This is a genomic window from Nonomuraea sp. ZG12 (assembly GCF_052068115.1).
In the GTDB taxonomy this organism is placed as follows: domain Bacteria; phylum Actinomycetota; class Actinomycetes; order Streptosporangiales; family Streptosporangiaceae; genus Nonomuraea.
Genome location: NZ_JBQHCW010000038.1, coordinates 17,869 through 32,938 on the forward strand (window position 1 = coordinate 17,869; position 15,070 = coordinate 32,938).

At 68.5% G+C, this 15,070-nt stretch carries 22 protein-coding genes and 1 tRNA gene; 17 read left to right on the top strand and 6 right to left on the bottom strand.

Annotated elements, in window-relative coordinates:
• Positions 1-63 precede the first annotated feature (63 nt).
• Both ACTMTF_RS46045 and ACTMTF_RS46050 read left to right on the top strand, forming a co-directional pair.
• The gene (locus ACTMTF_RS46045; protein ID WP_441116418.1) at positions 64-270 is read left to right on the top strand and encodes a hypothetical protein; all 207 of its coding nucleotides are present in this window, start codon (positions 64-66) and stop codon (positions 268-270) included.
• Positions 267-458, top strand: a complete 192-nt coding sequence (locus ACTMTF_RS46050; RefSeq protein WP_441116419.1) for a hypothetical protein — start codon at positions 267-269, stop codon at positions 456-458. The genes ACTMTF_RS46045 and ACTMTF_RS46050 overlap by 4 nt, the downstream gene beginning before the upstream one ends.
• Here the strand turns inward: ACTMTF_RS46050 and ACTMTF_RS46055 are convergent.
• Positions 418-795: a winged helix-turn-helix domain-containing protein gene (locus ACTMTF_RS46055; protein ID WP_441116420.1), complete on the bottom strand. Its 378-nt coding sequence runs from the start codon at positions 793-795 to the stop codon at positions 418-420. The genes ACTMTF_RS46050 and ACTMTF_RS46055 overlap by 41 nt on opposite strands.
• A 109-nt stretch (positions 796-904) precedes the next feature.
• Between ACTMTF_RS46055 and ACTMTF_RS46060 the strand changes: the two genes are divergently transcribed.
• The 8 genes from ACTMTF_RS46060 (at position 905) to ACTMTF_RS46095 (ending at position 6,408) form a co-directional block, all read left to right on the top strand.
• Positions 905-1,234, top strand: coding sequence for an SCO3933 family regulatory protein (locus ACTMTF_RS46060; protein ID WP_441116421.1), 330 nt, complete (start codon positions 905-907; stop codon positions 1,232-1,234).
• A complete protein-coding gene (locus ACTMTF_RS46065) occupies positions 1,227-2,723 on the top strand; it encodes an FtsK/SpoIIIE domain-containing protein (RefSeq protein ID WP_441116422.1) in 1,497 nt (498 codons plus the stop codon). The genes ACTMTF_RS46060 and ACTMTF_RS46065 overlap by 8 nt, the downstream gene beginning before the upstream one ends.
• Positions 2,624-3,211, top strand: a complete 588-nt coding sequence (locus ACTMTF_RS46070) for a DUF2637 domain-containing protein (protein ID WP_441116462.1) — start codon at positions 2,624-2,626, stop codon at positions 3,209-3,211. The genes ACTMTF_RS46065 and ACTMTF_RS46070 overlap by 100 nt, the downstream gene beginning before the upstream one ends.
• 21 nt (positions 3,212-3,232) lie before the next feature.
• The gene (locus tag ACTMTF_RS46075) at positions 3,233-3,397 is read left to right on the top strand and encodes a hypothetical protein (protein WP_441116423.1); all 165 of its coding nucleotides are present in this window, start codon (positions 3,233-3,235) and stop codon (positions 3,395-3,397) included.
• A 3-nt stretch (positions 3,398-3,400) separates the two neighbouring features.
• On the top strand, positions 3,401-3,523 hold the full coding sequence (locus tag ACTMTF_RS46080; RefSeq protein WP_441116424.1) for a hypothetical protein: 123 nt from the start codon (positions 3,401-3,403) through the stop codon (positions 3,521-3,523).
• A 134-nt stretch (positions 3,524-3,657) separates the two neighbouring features.
• Complete coding sequence (locus tag ACTMTF_RS46085; protein WP_441116463.1) at positions 3,658-4,998, top strand: replication initiator; 1,341 nt, start codon at positions 3,658-3,660, stop codon at positions 4,996-4,998.
• A complete protein-coding gene (locus tag ACTMTF_RS46090; RefSeq protein ID WP_441116425.1) occupies positions 4,988-5,170 on the top strand; it encodes a helix-turn-helix transcriptional regulator in 183 nt (60 codons plus the stop codon). Before ACTMTF_RS46085 ends, ACTMTF_RS46090 begins: the two co-directional genes overlap by 11 nt.
• Complete coding sequence (locus tag ACTMTF_RS46095; protein ID WP_441116426.1) at positions 5,170-6,408, top strand: site-specific integrase; 1,239 nt, start codon at positions 5,170-5,172, stop codon at positions 6,406-6,408. The genes ACTMTF_RS46090 and ACTMTF_RS46095 overlap by 1 nt, the downstream gene beginning before the upstream one ends.
• A gap of 78 nt (positions 6,409-6,486) precedes the next feature.
• On the opposite strand, the gene ACTMTF_RS46100 is transcribed toward ACTMTF_RS46095, so the two are convergent.
• Positions 6,487-6,559: transfer RNA gene (locus ACTMTF_RS46100), tRNA-Arg, on the bottom strand.
• Between the two features lie 57 nt (positions 6,560-6,616).
• Positions 6,617-7,162 (bottom strand): hypothetical protein, encoded by a 546-nt coding sequence (locus ACTMTF_RS46105; RefSeq protein ID WP_441116427.1) that lies wholly within the window; start codon positions 7,160-7,162, stop codon positions 6,617-6,619.
• A 134-nt stretch (positions 7,163-7,296) separates the two neighbouring features.
• On the opposite strand from ACTMTF_RS46105, the gene ACTMTF_RS46110 reads away from it, so the two are divergent.
• The 7 genes from ACTMTF_RS46110 to ACTMTF_RS46140 all read left to right on the top strand — a co-directional run bounded on the left by ACTMTF_RS46110 (position 7,297) and on the right by ACTMTF_RS46140 (position 12,790).
• Positions 7,297-8,472: a histidine kinase gene (locus ACTMTF_RS46110; RefSeq protein ID WP_441116428.1), complete on the top strand. Its 1,176-nt coding sequence runs from the start codon at positions 7,297-7,299 to the stop codon at positions 8,470-8,472.
• 70 nt (positions 8,473-8,542) lie between these two features.
• The gene (locus ACTMTF_RS46115) at positions 8,543-9,178 is read left to right on the top strand and encodes a response regulator (RefSeq protein ID WP_397006738.1); all 636 of its coding nucleotides are present in this window, start codon (positions 8,543-8,545) and stop codon (positions 9,176-9,178) included.
• A gap of 10 nt (positions 9,179-9,188) precedes the next feature.
• Positions 9,189-9,509, top strand: coding sequence for a hypothetical protein (locus tag ACTMTF_RS46120; protein WP_441116429.1), 321 nt, complete (start codon positions 9,189-9,191; stop codon positions 9,507-9,509).
• A gap of 392 nt (positions 9,510-9,901) precedes the next feature.
• Positions 9,902-10,249, top strand: a complete 348-nt coding sequence (locus ACTMTF_RS46125) for a hypothetical protein (RefSeq protein WP_441116430.1) — start codon at positions 9,902-9,904, stop codon at positions 10,247-10,249.
• Between the two features lie 2 nt (positions 10,250-10,251).
• A complete protein-coding gene (locus ACTMTF_RS46130; RefSeq protein ID WP_441116431.1) occupies positions 10,252-10,986 on the top strand; it encodes a prolipoprotein diacylglyceryl transferase in 735 nt (244 codons plus the stop codon).
• Positions 10,983-12,536, top strand: a complete 1,554-nt coding sequence (locus tag ACTMTF_RS46135; protein ID WP_441116432.1) for a radical SAM protein — start codon at positions 10,983-10,985, stop codon at positions 12,534-12,536. Before ACTMTF_RS46130 ends, ACTMTF_RS46135 begins: the two co-directional genes overlap by 4 nt.
• Positions 12,533-12,790 carry a hypothetical protein gene (locus ACTMTF_RS46140; RefSeq protein WP_441116433.1) on the top strand — a complete coding sequence of 86 codons (258 nt, stop codon included), beginning with the start codon at positions 12,533-12,535 and terminating at the stop codon, positions 12,788-12,790. Before ACTMTF_RS46135 ends, ACTMTF_RS46140 begins: the two co-directional genes overlap by 4 nt.
• On the opposite strand, the gene ACTMTF_RS46145 is transcribed toward ACTMTF_RS46140, so the two are convergent.
• The 3 genes from ACTMTF_RS46145 to ACTMTF_RS46155 are packed head-to-tail and all read right to left on the bottom strand — an operon-like array spanning position 12,774 to position 15,070.
• Positions 12,774-14,087, bottom strand: coding sequence for a hypothetical protein (locus ACTMTF_RS46145; RefSeq protein WP_441116434.1), 1,314 nt, complete (start codon positions 14,085-14,087; stop codon positions 12,774-12,776). The two genes, ACTMTF_RS46140 and ACTMTF_RS46145, sit on opposite strands and share 17 nt — an antisense overlap.
• Positions 14,084-14,557 (bottom strand): SigE family RNA polymerase sigma factor, encoded by a 474-nt coding sequence (locus ACTMTF_RS46150; protein WP_441116435.1) that lies wholly within the window; start codon positions 14,555-14,557, stop codon positions 14,084-14,086. Before ACTMTF_RS46150 ends, ACTMTF_RS46145 begins: the two co-directional genes overlap by 4 nt.
• Positions 14,558-14,611: 54 nt before the next feature.
• Positions 14,612-15,070, bottom strand: a complete 459-nt coding sequence (locus ACTMTF_RS46155; protein WP_441116436.1) for a MaoC family dehydratase — start codon at positions 15,068-15,070, stop codon at positions 14,612-14,614.

Consider the following 15,070-nt stretch of genomic DNA (forward strand, 5'->3'; position numbering starts at 1 on the left):
CTGACCCTCCGCAGCATTCTCGGTTCGCAAGCAAGAACAACAACCGAGAGGAGAGGTGATCACATGACCGAGGAGATCTACCCGGAGCCCACCTGCCAGTGCACCGCCCGCCTGGAGCAGGGACAGACGCGGTGCCGTAAGTGCCTGGCCCGTGCGCGCTGGATCAAGAAGCAGGCGGCCAAGCGCACCCGTGGCGGTCGGCGCGATGAGACCCGTCGTCCCCCGCGTGCTCCGCGTGGCCTGGCCGTGGCGGGGGTGATCTGGTCATGACCACGATCCCGCTGATCATCGCCGGAGTGCTCGGCGTCGCGCTCCTGGTCGGGTACGTGACGGTCCTGGTCGGCATCCGCCGTGAGGACAAGGCGCTCAGCCTGCGCCGCAGCCCTGACGGTGCGTCGGCGTCGCTGGCGCGGAAGGTTACCGGCTGCTACGTCCGGGACGGGGTGTCGTGGACGTAGCCAACTGCTCTTCGACCTTCGCCAGGCGTACCGACAGGTCGTGGACGGTGGCGCGCAGGTCGGCCAACTCGTCGCCGGCAGCCTGGGGGTTGTCGGCGGCCTGCGGGTCGTCGGCGTCGCGGACGAACACGCCCTTGCCCTGCTGGCCGATCACCAGGCCCTCGGTGCGCAGGACGCCAACGGCCAGCTTCACCACCGACAGCGAGGCGTCGTATTGCTCGGCGAGTTTGGCCGTGGACGGCAGCGGGGTTCCGGGCGCGAGGGAGCCGCCGCGGATCTGCGCGCGGAGATCGTCGGCGATCTGCAGGTAGCCCGGCCGGCCGGTGTTCTTGACCATCGCTCTCAATCTCATCACGAAAGTTCGACCAAGCCAACCGAGAGAACATTGACAACCAAGCCAACTAGGTTAACTATGTTGGTGACGATGAAAGAGGAGGTCACAACCCATGCGTTCCGTCCCCATCCCCGTGGATGTCAGCAAACTCGCCATCACCTGCGTCAAGGCCCCGCGCCCGCGCGTCCTCAACCGCGACACCGGCGAGATCAAGACCGACAAGAACGGCAACACCGTCTACGAGGTCACCGTCTCAGTAGAAGACGAGTTCGGCCGGATCGAACTCGTCAAGATCGGCACCACCGGAGAGCCGCCCATCACCACCGGCGACCAGGTCACCGCCGTCGGCCTGCTCGGCTACGTCTGGGAGATCGCCGGCCGGTGGGGCATCGCCTACCGCGCCACGGCGCTACTCCCCGCCAGGGAGGCCGCCGATGCGTGACGCGCTCCTGCTGCTCACAGCCCTCGCCGCCATCGCGGCGGGGCTGTGGGCCTGGCGCCGCTACCACTACCCCTCCTTCTGGCTCGCGCTCGGCTTCCCGCTCACCGCTGCCTCGGTCCGGGCGTCCTGGCGGCGGGTCGCCCTCGGCTGCGCCCTGACCAAGAAGCGGCAACGCTGGTGGTTCACCCTCACCCCCGGCGCGGTCGCCTCCACCGGGCTGGTGAAGGTACGCCGCCGCTTCCAGCGGGTGGCCGTCGATACCAAGCCGTTCATGTGGTTGCCCAAGCCGACCCGGCACGGCTGGCGCGTCACCCTGTGGACGCTGGAAGGCCAGACCCCCGGCGACTACGCCGACGCCGCCGAACCCCTGGCCCACTCCTGGGGCGTGCACGCGATCCGCGTCTCCTCACCCCGGCCCGGCCGCGTCATCCTGGCGGCGACCATGCGCGACCCGCTGGTCAAGGTCGACCAGCTCCCGCCCTCACCTGAACTGCTCAAGGTGACGGTCGGGCAGTTGGAGACCGGCAAGCCCTGGGTGATCGACTTTCGTACGGTGCCGCACTGGCTCAACGCCGGAGCCACCCAGTCCGGCAAGTCCAACCTGGCCAACGCGCTCATCGTCGGCCTGGCCCCGCAACCGGTGGCGCTGGTGGGCTTCGACCTCAAGGGCGGCGTGGAGTTCACGCCCTACGCGCCCCGGCTGTCGGCGCTGGCCACCTCGCGCGCCGAGTCCGTCGGCCTGCTGGCCGATCTGGTCGGGCTGATGATCGACCGGATGGGGTTGTGCCGCCAGGCGTCTGCCCGCAACATCTGGCAACTCCCGCCCGCCATCCGGCCCGTGCCGGTCGTGGTCCTGGTCGACGAGCTGGCCGAGCTCTACCTGATGGCCGACAAGAGCGAGAAAGACGAGATCGCCAAAACCTCCACCGCACTGCTGCGGGTGGCCCAGCTCGGGCGGGCGTTCGGCATCTACCTGTTCTGCTGCGGCCAACGGATCGGCTCCGACCTCGGCCCCGGCGTCACCGCCCTACGCGCCCAGTGCTCCGGCCGGATCTGCCACCGGGTCAACGACCCAGAAACCGCCACTATGACCCTCGGCGACCTCGACCCCGCCGCCCTCGTCTCCGCCCGCGCCATCGCCGCCGAAACACCCGGCGTCGCCATCGTCGCCTCACAAGACGGCCAGTGGTACCGCGCCCGCTCCTTCTACGTCACCGAGGCCACCGCCGAACACGCCGCCCGGCGCTCACGCGCACCTCGCCCCGGCCTGGGACGAGATCACCGCCCACCTGACCGAACACGCCAACGCCTGAACCCGAGAGGAGGGCACCGATGCGACGCCTGGCCTGCCGACTGCTCGACACCGGCCCTGTCCTCGTCCTGGCCGTCATCGCGGGCGCCGGATCGTTCACCCACATCCGCGACACCGCCACCGAGCACGGCCAAACCGGCTGGATGTCCTGGGCCGTGGCCGTCTGCATCGACCTGACCTGCGTCATGGCCGCCCGCGAACGCCAACGCGACAAGAAGACCGGCAAAGGCCGGCAAGGCCGCATCACCTGGCCCGTCCTCGTCCTGACCGGCGGCATCATCCTGTCCCTGGCCGCCAACCTCGCCCAAGCCAACCCGACCGTCTGGGGCTGGATCACCGCCGCCACCCCGGCCGCCGCCTTCCTCATCGCCGTCTCGATGCTGGAACGCCGCACCACCCACCCCGAACCGCCTCCAGCACCGGCCGCCTCGCCCACGCCCGCGCCCGTCCTGGCCTCGTCCCCGGTCCCCGAACTCCTCCGCCCGGACAACAACGACGCCCACGATGGCGGCCTGGCCCCGGCGCTCGTCGACTACGCCCGCCGCGTCGCCGACGACCACCACACCAAACACGGCAGACCGATCACCCGCGACGCCCTCCGCACACACCTCGGCGTATCCGACCAACTCGCCGCAGACCTGCTGCGCGCCCTGCCTACCACCTGACCAGAAAGGAGGGCAACGACCATGCGCATCCGCATCGACGGCACCCGCGCCGAAATCGTCGACGCCCTGTTCCGCCTGCGCCTGCACTTCACCGTCTACGCCGTCTCCCGCGCCTACCCCGACCGCGCCCGTCCCCACCGCTGGCGCGTCTACCTCACCACCCGCCCACCCGAAAGGAGGAGGTGACGCATGCCCGATGACCTGCCAGTGATCCGCTACCGCTGCTGCACCTGCAACGGCACCGGCCTCACCACCGACAACGCCCGCTGCCCCGACTGCGACGGCACCGGCATCGACAACTACGGCGCATAACGCGCAGCGCCCCCGGCCTGGCCGCACATCCGCCAAGACACACGCCAGGTCGGGGGCCATCCCTTCACCCGAACGAGCGAAAGGAGGACTCCATCTTGCCCACAACTCCTACCAACGCGCACGCCATCACCGGCATGATCAAGCGTCTCAACCGGGCCGACTACGACCGCTGGGCATCCCAGATCCGCGCAACCGGCGGCTGCCGCCAACCCATCCACCTCCGCGGCAAGGTCGAACACTACGACCAGGCCACCGGCCAACTCCTGCACCGCTACACCACCAAGCACGAGCCCGACGGCGTTCTCCGCGTACCGTGCAAGACCCGCCGCGCCTCCCGCTGCCCCGCCTGCGCCGAGACCTACCGCGCCGACACCTACCACCTCATCCGCGCGGGCCTCATCGGCGGCAAGGGCGTGCCCGACACCGTCACCGGACACCCGACGCTGTTCGTCACCCTGACCGCCCCGTCCTTCGGCACCGTCCACACCCGCCGGGAGCACAACGGCAAAGTCCAGCCCTGCCACGCCCGCCGCAACGCCGCCACCTGCCCGCACGGCCACGTGATGTCCTGCACCGAACGGCACAGCAAGGACGACCCGCGCCTCGGCGAACCACTCTGCCCCGACTGCTACGACTACACCGGCTCCGTCCTGTTCAACGCCCTCGCGCCGCTGCTGTGGAAGCGCTTCGCCGACTCCGTCCGCCGCCACCTCGCCAAGCTCGGCGGCCTGGCCCTCAAGGAGCTGCGCCACCACCTGACGCTCTCCTTCGCCAAGGTCGCCGAATACCAGCGGCGCGGCATCGTCCACTTCCATGCCGTCATCCGCCTCGACGGACCCGACGGACCCACCACCACTCCACCGGCCTGGGCCACCGCCGACGCCCTCACCCAAGCCGTCCAGCACGCCGCCCACGCCGTCACCGCCACCGCACCCGCCCACCAAGACCAGCCAGAGCGCCCCCTGCGCTGGGGCAGCCAGCTCGACATCCGCCCCATCACCCTGAACGGCGACCTCACCGAACAAGCCGTCGCCGGCTACATCGCCAAGTACGCCACAAAAGCCGCCGAATGCGTCGGCACCCTCGACCGCCGCATCAACCCCCTCGACAACCTGGAAGCCTTCAACCTCCGCGACCACGCCCGCCGCCTCATCACCACCTGCATGCACCTCGGCGCCCTGCCAGAACTGGCCGAACTCCGCCTCGCGGACTGGGCCCACATGCTCGGATTCCGCGGCCACTTCTCCACCCGATCCCGCCGCTACTCCACCACCCTCGGCCAACTCCGCGCCGCCCGCGAACACCACGCCCGCGACAACGACATCACCACCGGCCGCCTCCCCCTCTTCACCGAAGACACCGTCCTCGTCATCAGCGAATGGGAGTACGCAGGCAAAGGCCACTCAGCCGGAGACCAACTCCTCGCCGCAACCATCACCGGGACTCGCCTCGAACGGAGTTCTCATGAGTTGTGAGCTTCTGACGGTCCCCGAAGCGATGGCCGTTCTCAAGGTCAGCCGCTGGACCCTCTACAACCTCATCCGCTCCGGGGAGGTCACCTCGATCGTCGTCGGAGAGCGCTGCCGCCGCATCCCTGCCTCAGCCCTCGACACCTACGTGGCCCGGCTCTGTGAGGAGGTGGTCTGATGGGCAAGCGCTCGAACGGTGAAGGTTCGATCTTCCCCTACAAGGACGGCTGGGCAGGCTACGTCTGGGTCACCACGCCCGAGGGCAAGAGGACCCGCAAGTGGGCGTACGGCAAGACCCGCGAGGAGACCCACGAGAAATGGCTCAGCCTCCACGAGCAGTCCCGCAAAGGACCGGTGCCCACCAAGAACCCCACGTTGGCCGCCTTCCTGTCCCGCTGGCTGGAAGAAGTGATCAAGCCCAACCGGGAGCCGACCACCTATGTCGCCTACGAGCCGCTCGTCCGGCTCTACATCGTCCCCGGCCTGGGCAAGAAGCGCTTGGACAAGCTGACCGTCCGCGACGTACAGACCTGGCTGAACACCCTGTCCACCCTCTGCACCTGCTGCGACCAGAAGAAGGACCATCGGCGGCCCGCGCACAAACGGCGGTGCTGCTCACTCGGTAAGTGCTGCAAGGGCTACCCGTCCCGAAGCACCATCGCGGGCATCCGTCGTGTCCTGCGGTCCGCCCTCGGTCACGCCCTGCGGGAAGAGATGATCTCGAAGAACGTCGCATCGCTGACCACGCTGCCAAGCCCAAGCACGACCAAGAAGAAACGCCAGCGCTCGGTGTGGACGGTCGACGAGGCTCGCAAGTTCCTTGAACACCTACGGACGGTCGACGACCCGCTCTATGCGGCCTACGTACTCATCCTCGTCCTGGGCCTGCGCCGTGGGGAAGTCCTCGGCCTGGCCTGGGACTGCGTGGACCTCGGCGGCGAACAGCTCTGGATCTCCCGCCAGCTCACCAGGGTCGGCGGCCGGCTTCTCCACCGCGAGACGACCAAGACGGACGACTCGACGGCCTCTCTACCTCTGTTCGGCCTCTGCGTCTCGGCCCTCCGGCACCGCCGACGCGTCCAGGAGGAGGCGCGCAAAGCAGCCGGAGACCAATGGAAACCCTCAGACCTGACGTTCACCACCCGGACCGGCACACCGATCGAACCGCGCAACTTCAACCGCGCCTTCGAAACCCACTGCCGCAACGCGGGCGTCCCGCGAATCCGCGTCCACGACACCCGGCACACCTGCGCCTCGCTCCTGGCCGCCCTCGACGTACACCCGCGCGTCGCGATGCGCATCCTGCGACACTCGCAGATCTCCATGACCATGGACGTCTATACGCAGATCCCAAGCCCTGAGACCCGCAAGGCCCTCGACCGGCTCAACCAGAGTCTCGACGACTCCGAGAGCTGAGGACGTTGCTGTAAACCGCTGCTGTACGAGATCCAAAAAGGCCCTCCGGGATCATCCCGGAGGGCCTTTGAACTGGAGTGCGGCCGACAGGAGTCGAACCCGTAACCTTCTGATCCGTAGTCAGATGCTCTATCCATTGAGCTACGGCCGCTCGTTTCTGGAACAAGCATAGCGGGTCCTCAGCCGTGCCTCGAACCGGTTTCCGCAATCATGACTCCGCCGGCTCTACCTTCTTGGGCCAGAGGGTGTAGCTGACCGGCCAGAGAAGGGCGATCAGCACGATCTTGCTGAGCCCTCCCACCAGGTCCATCAACGGCTCGGTACGTGCCGGATCCCCCACGAGCCAGACCAGAGCGAACCCGATCATCCAGGCCACTCCATACGCGACCACGATCCACAACCAGAGCACCCACTCGTACCGAGCCCTGGCCATGCCGCCGGCCGGAGGCCGCGGTGGCGGGGGGCCGTCGGCGAAGCGGTGGTGGAACTTGGCGTCGGCCCAACGCAGGGTGCGGTGTCCGAAAACAACCGAATAGGCGAGGTACGCCACGGCGAGGGCGTGTCTGAGGTCAGCCGTGGCGCCGCCGCGCATGTCGATCACCGCAGCCGCGAGGAGGATCACGTCCAGGAGCGGGACGCTGATCAGGAGGACGTTGCTGAGCCGGCGGAGACCCCACAGGTAGCGGCTGGCGAGGCCGAGGGCGAGCAGCACCCAGAAGCCGACTTCACAAGCGATGATGATGGCAACAAGCACGTTATCCATGCTCACGGATGCTTTCCGGGTTTTCATCCCCTGAGAAGACGAGCCTGTGGATACATCGAAGTGTGTATCCACAGGCTGACCGACGAAGGAGGGAAACGGTCGCGTTCGGTGGTGGGATAGGGGGCATGAAACGCGTGGCCCTGTGGGCCGGGCTGGCCTTCCTCATGGGCCTGATCCTCATCGCGGCCGGGGCCTCCCTGCGCCGCGACGCGCCCCTGGGGCCGCAGGTGATTCCGCTGGCGATCGTGTGCGCAGCCGTGCTGCTGCGGACGCGCGCGCCGCTCTGGTCGCTCGGGCTGGGCACAGTGGGGGTCGTGCTCGACGCGTTCGTGGGGCCGTCGCTGGGGACGGTCCTCGTTTACACCGACAATCTCTACTCCGCCGCGCTGTACGGCCCGGCGCGGTTCTCCCGGTGGCTGCTGGGGATCACCACCGTGCTCGCCGTGTCGGCGGGGGCCGCCGGCTGGTTCATCGCCGGGGATTGGCGGCTGCTGGCGTTGGTCGGCTTCCAGCTGGCGCTGGTCCTGGTGACGCCGGTGACCACCGCGATGGTCCTGCGGCAGCATCGTGACCAGGTGATCATCGAGCGCGCCAAGGCCGAGCAGGTCGTACGGCTCGCCGAGCTCGACCGCCAAGCGGCGATCACCGCCGAGCGGACGCGGATGGCCCGCGAGCTCCACGACATGATCGCGAACCATTTCAGCGCCATCGCCATCCAGTCCACCGCCGCGCTCTCCCGCAAGGACCTCGATCCGTCGACCGTGCGCAAGGTCATGGAGTCCGTACGCGAGAACAGCGTGAAGGGGATGGCCGAGATGCGGTCCATGATCGGGCTGCTGCGGCAGGAAGGCGACGAGGGCGAGGCCATGCGACCGCGGCTGCTCGACGTGGAAACGCTGGTCGACAGGTCCCGGCAGTCGGGGATGGCCGTCGATTTCCAGGTCGAGGGCGAGCCGCGCGAGCTGTCTCCCTCGGTCGATCTGGCCGGTTACCGCATCATTCAGGAGGCGCTGACGAATGCCCTCAAACACGGCGAGCAACCGGCCACCGTCAGCATTCGCTACCAGCCTCACCAGGTGTCGCTGATCGTCGACAACCCGGTCAACGGCAGGAAGGCGAGCCTGCCGGGCGCTGGGGTGGGGCTGATCGGCATGCGGGAGCGGACCAAACTGGTGGGCGGCGAGTTCGAGGCCGGCCCACGGGCCGGTGAGTTCGAGGCCGGCCCACGGGACAGCAGCTGGCGTGTCGCCGCGACCCTTCCCACGTCGGACAAGCCCGTGTCGGACAGGGATCCCCCATGATCGTCCGACGCACGGGGCGACGCCTGTGCGGATCCGTATGGCGAGGCGATATGACCCAGCTGGAGGAAAGATGACCATCAGAGTGCTGGTGGCTGACGATCATGCGGCAGTCAGGGCTGGGATCGTGATGATCCTCGATGGGGTGGACGACATCGAGGTGGTGGGCGAGGCGGCCGATGGTGTGGAGGCCGTGGCGCTGGCTGGTGAGACGCGGCCTGACGTGGTGTTGATGGATGTGCGCATGCCCCGGATGGATGGGATCTCCGCCACCAAGGAGTTGGCCGGGGTGACCGATGTGCTGATTCTTACGACGTTCGACATTGACGAGTACGTGTTCGGGGCGTTGCGGGCCGGGGCTGCCGGGTTCCTGCTGAAGAACACTGATGCCGATTCGCTGGTCGATGCGGTGCGGTTGGTGGCCAGGGGGGACGGGTTGATCTCGCCGGGGGTGACACGGCGGCTGATCTCGGCCTTCGCCGAGCAGGCTCCGCGCCGGGAGCAGGGTGACACGGCCACTCTGACGCCGCGCGAGCGGGAGGTGCTGGCCTGCATCGGGCAGGGGATGTCCAACGCGGAGATCGCCAGAGCGCTCGACATGGCGGAGGCCACCACGAAGACCCACGTCAGCCGAGTGCTGAACAAGCTCAACCTGCGGAGCCGAGTCCAAGCCGCCATCTACTACTCAGAGGGGGATATAGGGCCGTAGTCTGAACGCCGTGAGCACGCCACCGCCTCAGCCACCGCAGCAACCTCGTCAGACGGGGCTGATCGTCGGGCTGGCGTTCGTGGGGGTCTTCGGGTACATCGTCGTCAACGTGGTGGTGGGGTTCGCGGCCCTGGCCACGGAGTCCAGCGTGGGCGTCGGCGTCGGGGCGGCGTTCCTGGCCGTCTTCGCCCTCGGGCTTGGGCTGGTGCTGGTGTTCATGCGTAAGCCCTGGTCGCAGGGGTTGGGGATGGGGCTGATGATCGGGTGGGCGCTGGTGTCCATCGCGTCGGCCGGCTTCTGCACGGGGCTCAATCCCGGACTGTACGCCTAGATGGTGGCGTTGATCGGGCGGCGATCGACACCATCTAGCCTGTTCGGGATCGGAGGGGAGATCACGTGAGCACACCGCCACCAGAGGAGCCGGACGACAACGGCCAGAGCTGGACCCCGCCTCACCAGGCACCGCCAGGACCGCCGCCTCCCCAAGGACCGCCCGTACAAGGACCGCCACCGCCGCATGGAGCGAACCCACAGGACCCGCAGGACCCGCAGGGTCAGCAGGGGCCGCAGGGGTGGTCAGGGCAGCAGGGGTGGTCAGGGCAGCAGGGCCCACCGCAAGGACCGTTCGCGCAAGGTCCTGCCTGGCATGGGGCGCCCGGTCAAGGGCCGCCGCCCTACGGGCCTCCCCCGTACGGGCCGGGGCCACAAGGGGGGCCGCAGTGGATGCCGCCACCTCCGCCCCCACCCGCCGACAACTCCATCGGCGTCACCGTCGCGATGGTCTTCGCCGGTGTCGGCGTCTACAGCGCCGTGAACACCGTGCTCGGGTTCTTCATCTTCTTCGCCGCCCTGAGCCAGTCCAACACGAGCGGCACCGGTGGCACCACCGCCTTTCTCGTCGTCGGAGCCGTGGTCCTGGTGCTCGTCGGCCTGGTCGCCGGTGTCGGGCTGCTGTTCGTCCGTAAACCGTGGGCCACCGGAATGGGGCTCGGGCTCATGATCGGCTGGGCGCTGTGGTCGATCACCACGGCCGGCTTCTGTACGGGCATCAATCCGGGCCTGTACGGCTGACCATGCTGCCTCTTCACGAGATCTTCGTCGGCCTGGGAGTGCTGGTGGCCTCCGTGGTCTTCGTCCGCGAGGCCCGCCGCCGGGGTGCGCTGAACGAGCAGTCGCTGGTCGCCGTCACGGGAGCGCTGGTCGGCGGTGCGATCGGCATGCGACTGGCGGGCTGGCTGGAGACGCTGAACCTCGCGGACCTGTGGATGTACGGCTCACGCAGCATCCTCGGCGGCCTGACCGGCGCGTACGTCGGAGTCCTGATCGCCAAGCGGATCATCGGCTACCGGGAGCGCACCGGCGACCTGTTCGCTCCGGCGGTGGCGCTCGGCATGGCGGTGGGCCGGATCGGCTGCCATCTGACCGAAGCGCCTGGACGGCCCACGGACCTGCCATGGGGCGTGCACGCGCCCGCGTCGACGCCGGAGTGTCCCGGCTGTCTGGCCGGGCAGGCGATGCACCCGTCGTTCATCTACGAGATCGTCTTCCATCTCGCGGCGTTCGCCGCCCTGATCTGGGCGCGTAAGCGGCTTACCGAGCCGGGTGAGTTGTTCACGCTCTATCTGGCGGGATATGCCACCTTCCGGTTCCTCGTGGAGTTCACCCGGGCGAACGAGATTCTGTGGCTGGAGCTCACCGGACCGCAGTGCTTCCTCGTTCCGGGCCTGCTGCTGCTCGGGCTGCGGGTGGCGTACGGCTGGCGGCGCGGCCACTACGATCCACTTTTCCGGCGAAAGGTCATGACATGAGCTCAGGGATGGGACTGCGGGGTGACCGCATTCTCAGATACGTCAACGCGTTCTGCCCCCACTGCCATGGCCAGGACCTGGACCAGGTGGAGCGGCTGAGCGGCTATCTGGCGGCCAGGGACGGCAAGGTGTGGCTGGAGCGCGGGTGCAGGAAGCACGGGCTGGTGCGCACGCTCTACGACGAGGATTCGGAGATCCTCGCGTACCTCGAAGAATGGACCGCTCCCACCAAGGAGCACCTGCCGGATATTTCGGGGAATTTCGCGCCGGTTCCGGCCGCCTATCTGGACGGGCTGCCCGAGATGCAGACCCAGCACACCTGCATTCTCCTGGAGGACATCGCCGAGGCGTGCAACCTGCGCTGCCCCACCTGCTTCGCCGGCAGCTCGCCCGACCTGAGCGGAGTCGTCCCGGTCCGCGAGGTGCTCGCCAACATCGACCAGCGGCTCGTCAGGGAGAACGGCCGGCTCGACGTGCTGATGCTGAGCGGCGGCGAGCCGACCCTGCATCCCGAGCTGAAGACGCTCCTCGCCGAGCTGCACGAGCGTCCCGTCACCCGCATCCTGATCAATACCAACGGGGTCCTGATCGCCAGGGACGACTCCCTGCTCGACCTGCTTACCGAGCACCGCGAGCGGGTCGAGGTCTATCTGCAGTACGACGGCTCCTCGGCCGAGTCCTCCCGGCACCACCGGGGCGGTGACCTGCGCAAACTCAAGGCGCAGGCCGTACAACGGCTGTCGGAGCGGGAGATCTTCACCACGCTGGTGATGACCGCCGCGCTGGGTGTGAACGACGACGAGATCGGTGACGTCGTACGGCTCGCGCTCGACACACCGTTCGTCGGCGGGGTGTCGTTGCAGCCGCAGTTCGGCTCGGGCAGGTCCGGCGCGATCGACCCGATGGACCGGCTCACGCACACCGGCGTGCTCAAGCGGCTCGGCCCGCAGACCGGCGGCCTGGTGACCTGGCGCGACCTGACGGCGTTGCCGTGCTCGCACCCCCACTGCTGCTCGGTCGGCTACCTCATCCGCGACGACTCCCGGCAGTGGCGCTCGCTGGTCGCGCTGATCGGCCACGACCGGCTCAAGGAGAACCTGGGCCTGGTCTCCAACCGGATCGCCGACACCGAGATCCCCCGCGAGCTGCGGCTGGCCGTACAGGAGTCGCTGCTCGGACTGCTGTCGGAGCAGTCGTCGCTGTCGCACCCGCAGATGGGCGACCTGTGGCGAAACATCTGCGAGAACTGCGACCTCGGCGTGTCCACGCTGCTCACGCTGGCCTCGTCGGCGCTGCCCGGCAGGCGCAAGAAGTTGCGCAGGATGCTGGGCGAGCGGGTGGTGCGGATCACGGTCAAGCCGTTCATGGACATCTCGACGATGATCGAGGAGCGGCTCACGCAGTGCTGCGTGCACGTCGGCACGCGGGCCGCCCAGGATCAGTGCGCGCCGTTCTGCGCGGTGCAGGCGTGGCCGCAACTGTCGGCCCAGCGGCTGTCCGCGGTGGCGTCCGAGCCGAGGGTACGGCTTCCGCTGGAGGTGATCACGTGACCACCGAGCAGAAGGCGGAGCCGTACGATCCGCTCCGGTTGTGCGTGTACGCGACGATCGCGCTGCTGGCTTGGCTGCTGGGGCCGTGGGCGTTGCTGGGGTTCGCGGGACTGGGGTTCGCCGGTTACTGGAAGGCGCGGCGAGCCGGGTTGACCCGGAGCAAGTGCGTGCTGCGGGACACCCGGCTCGTGCTGGGCTATCTGGGGCTGCTCGCGCTGGTGGCGGCGGCCGCGATCGTCAGCTCCCTGATCTGATGGCCAGCGTGTTCAGCACCGTGAACTCCTTACCGCCACCGCTCTCCTTGGTCTCGCAGGACGTAGCCCCCGAGGGGGAGGTTGTCCGGCATACCCGACGCTGCTTCTTGTCCTCGTCCCAGTACATGATCGTGGTGGGCGAGGAGGAGGTGCCGAAGCCGTAGCTGCCGCCCTCCGGCGAACGCCTGTGGGCACCGCCGAACAGGCCGGTCGTGGGGTCGTACACCGTCTTGACCGGGATGTACTGCTTGGCCGGGTCACCGCCGGGGGGCGAGAGGAGCGGGAACCGACCGCCGAGGACTTCGCGGTAGGGACCAAGGCCGTCGGGGAGCGGTTCGCGGCCGGACCCGTCGATCCGCTGCCTGACGGTGCGGTCGCGTTGCACGCCGAAGCACCATTCGATGGCGCAGGTCAGGTTCGTGGCGCCGGGCGGTGCCTCGATGGCCGTCGACTGGCCGGTCTCCAGGTTGACGACGCGGTTCTGGTTCTTCTTCCCCCGCTCGCCGGGCGCGTAGCCAGCTGCCAGGGGCCAGGAAGTCAGGTGGAGGTCGTCGGCGATCTTCTCGGGAGCGCCGCCGGTCAGCGGGATGCGGTAGACGCCGCCCTGGTGCACGGACCAGACGAGGTGATCGTCGGTGACGCCGATCCGCTCCACTCGGGACAGGTCGCCGGTGACCTCGCCTACCTGCCGTGCCTTACCGCCCTCTCTTGGCATGATCCAGAAATCTGCCCATTTATCACTGTTGTTCGGTGTTTCGCCATACCAGGCGTAGTACTTCTCCCCCACTTCGACAGCCTGGGAGAAGTAGCCCTTCACCCCTTCGGGCGCGGGCATCTCACCCACCACCCGCGCGGTCCCGGCCGAGGTGTCGTACACCTCCAGGCGTCCCGCCTTCTCGAAGGACGACTCGGCGGTCACCAGCACCTCGGTCGGGCTGATGCCGGTCACCGGGCGATATTTCCAACCATCAGCGGCCTTGGCAGGCATCTTGACGACGGCCCCGGGCCACACCTCACCCGCAGGCTTCACCTGCGGAAACACCTTCTTCACCGTTGGCTCGTCCACTGTGACGGCCGGCTGCACCTGCCCGCCCCCGCCGGACAGGACGGTCGCCGTGCCTCCCGCCACGATCACCACCGCGGCGGCGGCCAGCGCCACCTGCGCCCGCTGCCGGAACCGCCGGGCGCGGCGGCGCGCGGCGACCGCGTGCGCCAGCGAGCCGGGCGCCGCCGGCGGCCGCGCCGCCTGGTCGGCGGCGGCGCGCAGGGTCCTGACCAGGTCTTCTTCGCTTCTCATCGCGCCTCCTGCAGCACTCGCTTGATCCGGAGCTTGTCCAGGGCACGGGCCGCCTGACTGCGTACGGTTCCGCGCGAGACGCCGAGAATCCGGGCGATCTCCGCATCGGGAAGGTCCTCGTAGTAGCGCAGCACGAGCACGGCCCGCATCCTGCGCGGCAGTTCCTGGAGCTCGGCCCAGAGGTCGGCGTCGCCGTAGTCGTCGAACCGGCCGCTCTCGGGCACGGCGGCCACCAGGTCCTCCCGGTGCCGCCGTCGCCACGCGTTGATGTGCAGCCTGACCATGATGGTGCGCACGTAGCCCTCGGGGCTGTCCTTCTTGCGTACGCGGGGCCAGGCGTCTCCGAGGCGGGCCAGCGCCTCCTGGACGAGATCGGCCGCATCCTCGGAGTTACCCGCCAGCACGTAGCCGTACCGGAGAAGCGCGTCACCCCGGGTCCGGATGAACTCGTCGAACTCAGTTGGGTCCACGAACCCAGGGACCGTCGAGGACGCGCCTGTGTTGCACGAGAAGCGAAAAAGGAGTTACTGGGCGGGAACGTACAGGCTGAGCGTCTCGGCGACGCAGGCGGGACGCCGCTCGCCCTCGATCTCGATCGTCATCTTCAGGTTGGACAGGTAGCCGGCGGGGGTGCCCTTGACGTCGGACAGCTCCGCGATGGCCCTGACGCGCGCGCCGACCGGCACCGGCCGGGGGAAGCGGACCTTGTTCAGGCCGAAGTTGACGCCCATCGCGATGCCCTCGACCGTGATGAGCTCGAACATGAACGCCGGAAGCAGCGACAGGCTCAGATAACCGTGCGCGATCGTGCCACCGAACGGCCCCTCCTTCGCGCGCTCCACGTCGACGTGGATCCACTGGTGGTCGTCGGTGGCGTCGGCGAAGAGGTTGACCTGCTCCTGGGTGATCGTGCGCCACTCGGTCGGGCCGAACTTCTCGCCGACGCTCGCCTTGAGTTCTTGTACGTTCGCGAAGGTCCGCAT

Coding starts and splice junctions, on each gene's coding strand:
- ACTMTF_RS46145 (WP_441116434.1), bottom strand. CDS start 14,087: ATGAGAAGCGAAGAAGACCTGGTCAGGACCCTGCGCGCCGCCGCCGAC.
- ACTMTF_RS46090 (WP_441116425.1), top strand. CDS start 4,988: ATGAGTTGTGAGCTTCTGACGGTCCCCGAAGCGATGGCCGTTCTCAAG.
- ACTMTF_RS46085 (WP_441116463.1), top strand. CDS start 3,658: ATGATCAAGCGTCTCAACCGGGCCGACTACGACCGCTGGGCATCCCAG.
- ACTMTF_RS46055 (WP_441116420.1), bottom strand. CDS start 795: ATGGTCAAGAACACCGGCCGGCCGGGCTACCTGCAGATCGCCGACGAT.
- ACTMTF_RS46095 (WP_441116426.1), top strand. CDS start 5,170: ATGGGCAAGCGCTCGAACGGTGAAGGTTCGATCTTCCCCTACAAGGAC.
- ACTMTF_RS46155 (WP_441116436.1), bottom strand. CDS start 15,070: ATGCGGACCTTCGCGAACGTACAAGAACTCAAGGCGAGCGTCGGCGAG.
- ACTMTF_RS46060 (WP_441116421.1), top strand. CDS start 905: ATGCGTTCCGTCCCCATCCCCGTGGATGTCAGCAAACTCGCCATCACC.
- ACTMTF_RS46080 (WP_441116424.1), top strand. CDS start 3,401: ATGCCCGATGACCTGCCAGTGATCCGCTACCGCTGCTGCACCTGCAAC.
- ACTMTF_RS46110 (WP_441116428.1), top strand. CDS start 7,297: ATGAAACGCGTGGCCCTGTGGGCCGGGCTGGCCTTCCTCATGGGCCTG.
- ACTMTF_RS46115 (WP_397006738.1), top strand. CDS start 8,543: ATGACCATCAGAGTGCTGGTGGCTGACGATCATGCGGCAGTCAGGGCT.
- ACTMTF_RS46135 (WP_441116432.1), top strand. CDS start 10,983: ATGAGCTCAGGGATGGGACTGCGGGGTGACCGCATTCTCAGATACGTC.
- ACTMTF_RS46050 (WP_441116419.1), top strand. CDS start 267: ATGACCACGATCCCGCTGATCATCGCCGGAGTGCTCGGCGTCGCGCTC.
- ACTMTF_RS46130 (WP_441116431.1), top strand. CDS start 10,252: ATGCTGCCTCTTCACGAGATCTTCGTCGGCCTGGGAGTGCTGGTGGCC.
- ACTMTF_RS46045 (WP_441116418.1), top strand. CDS start 64: ATGACCGAGGAGATCTACCCGGAGCCCACCTGCCAGTGCACCGCCCGC.
- ACTMTF_RS46125 (WP_441116430.1), top strand. CDS start 9,902: ATGCCGCCACCTCCGCCCCCACCCGCCGACAACTCCATCGGCGTCACC.
- ACTMTF_RS46075 (WP_441116423.1), top strand. CDS start 3,233: ATGCGCATCCGCATCGACGGCACCCGCGCCGAAATCGTCGACGCCCTG.
- ACTMTF_RS46065 (WP_441116422.1), top strand. CDS start 1,227: ATGCGTGACGCGCTCCTGCTGCTCACAGCCCTCGCCGCCATCGCGGCG.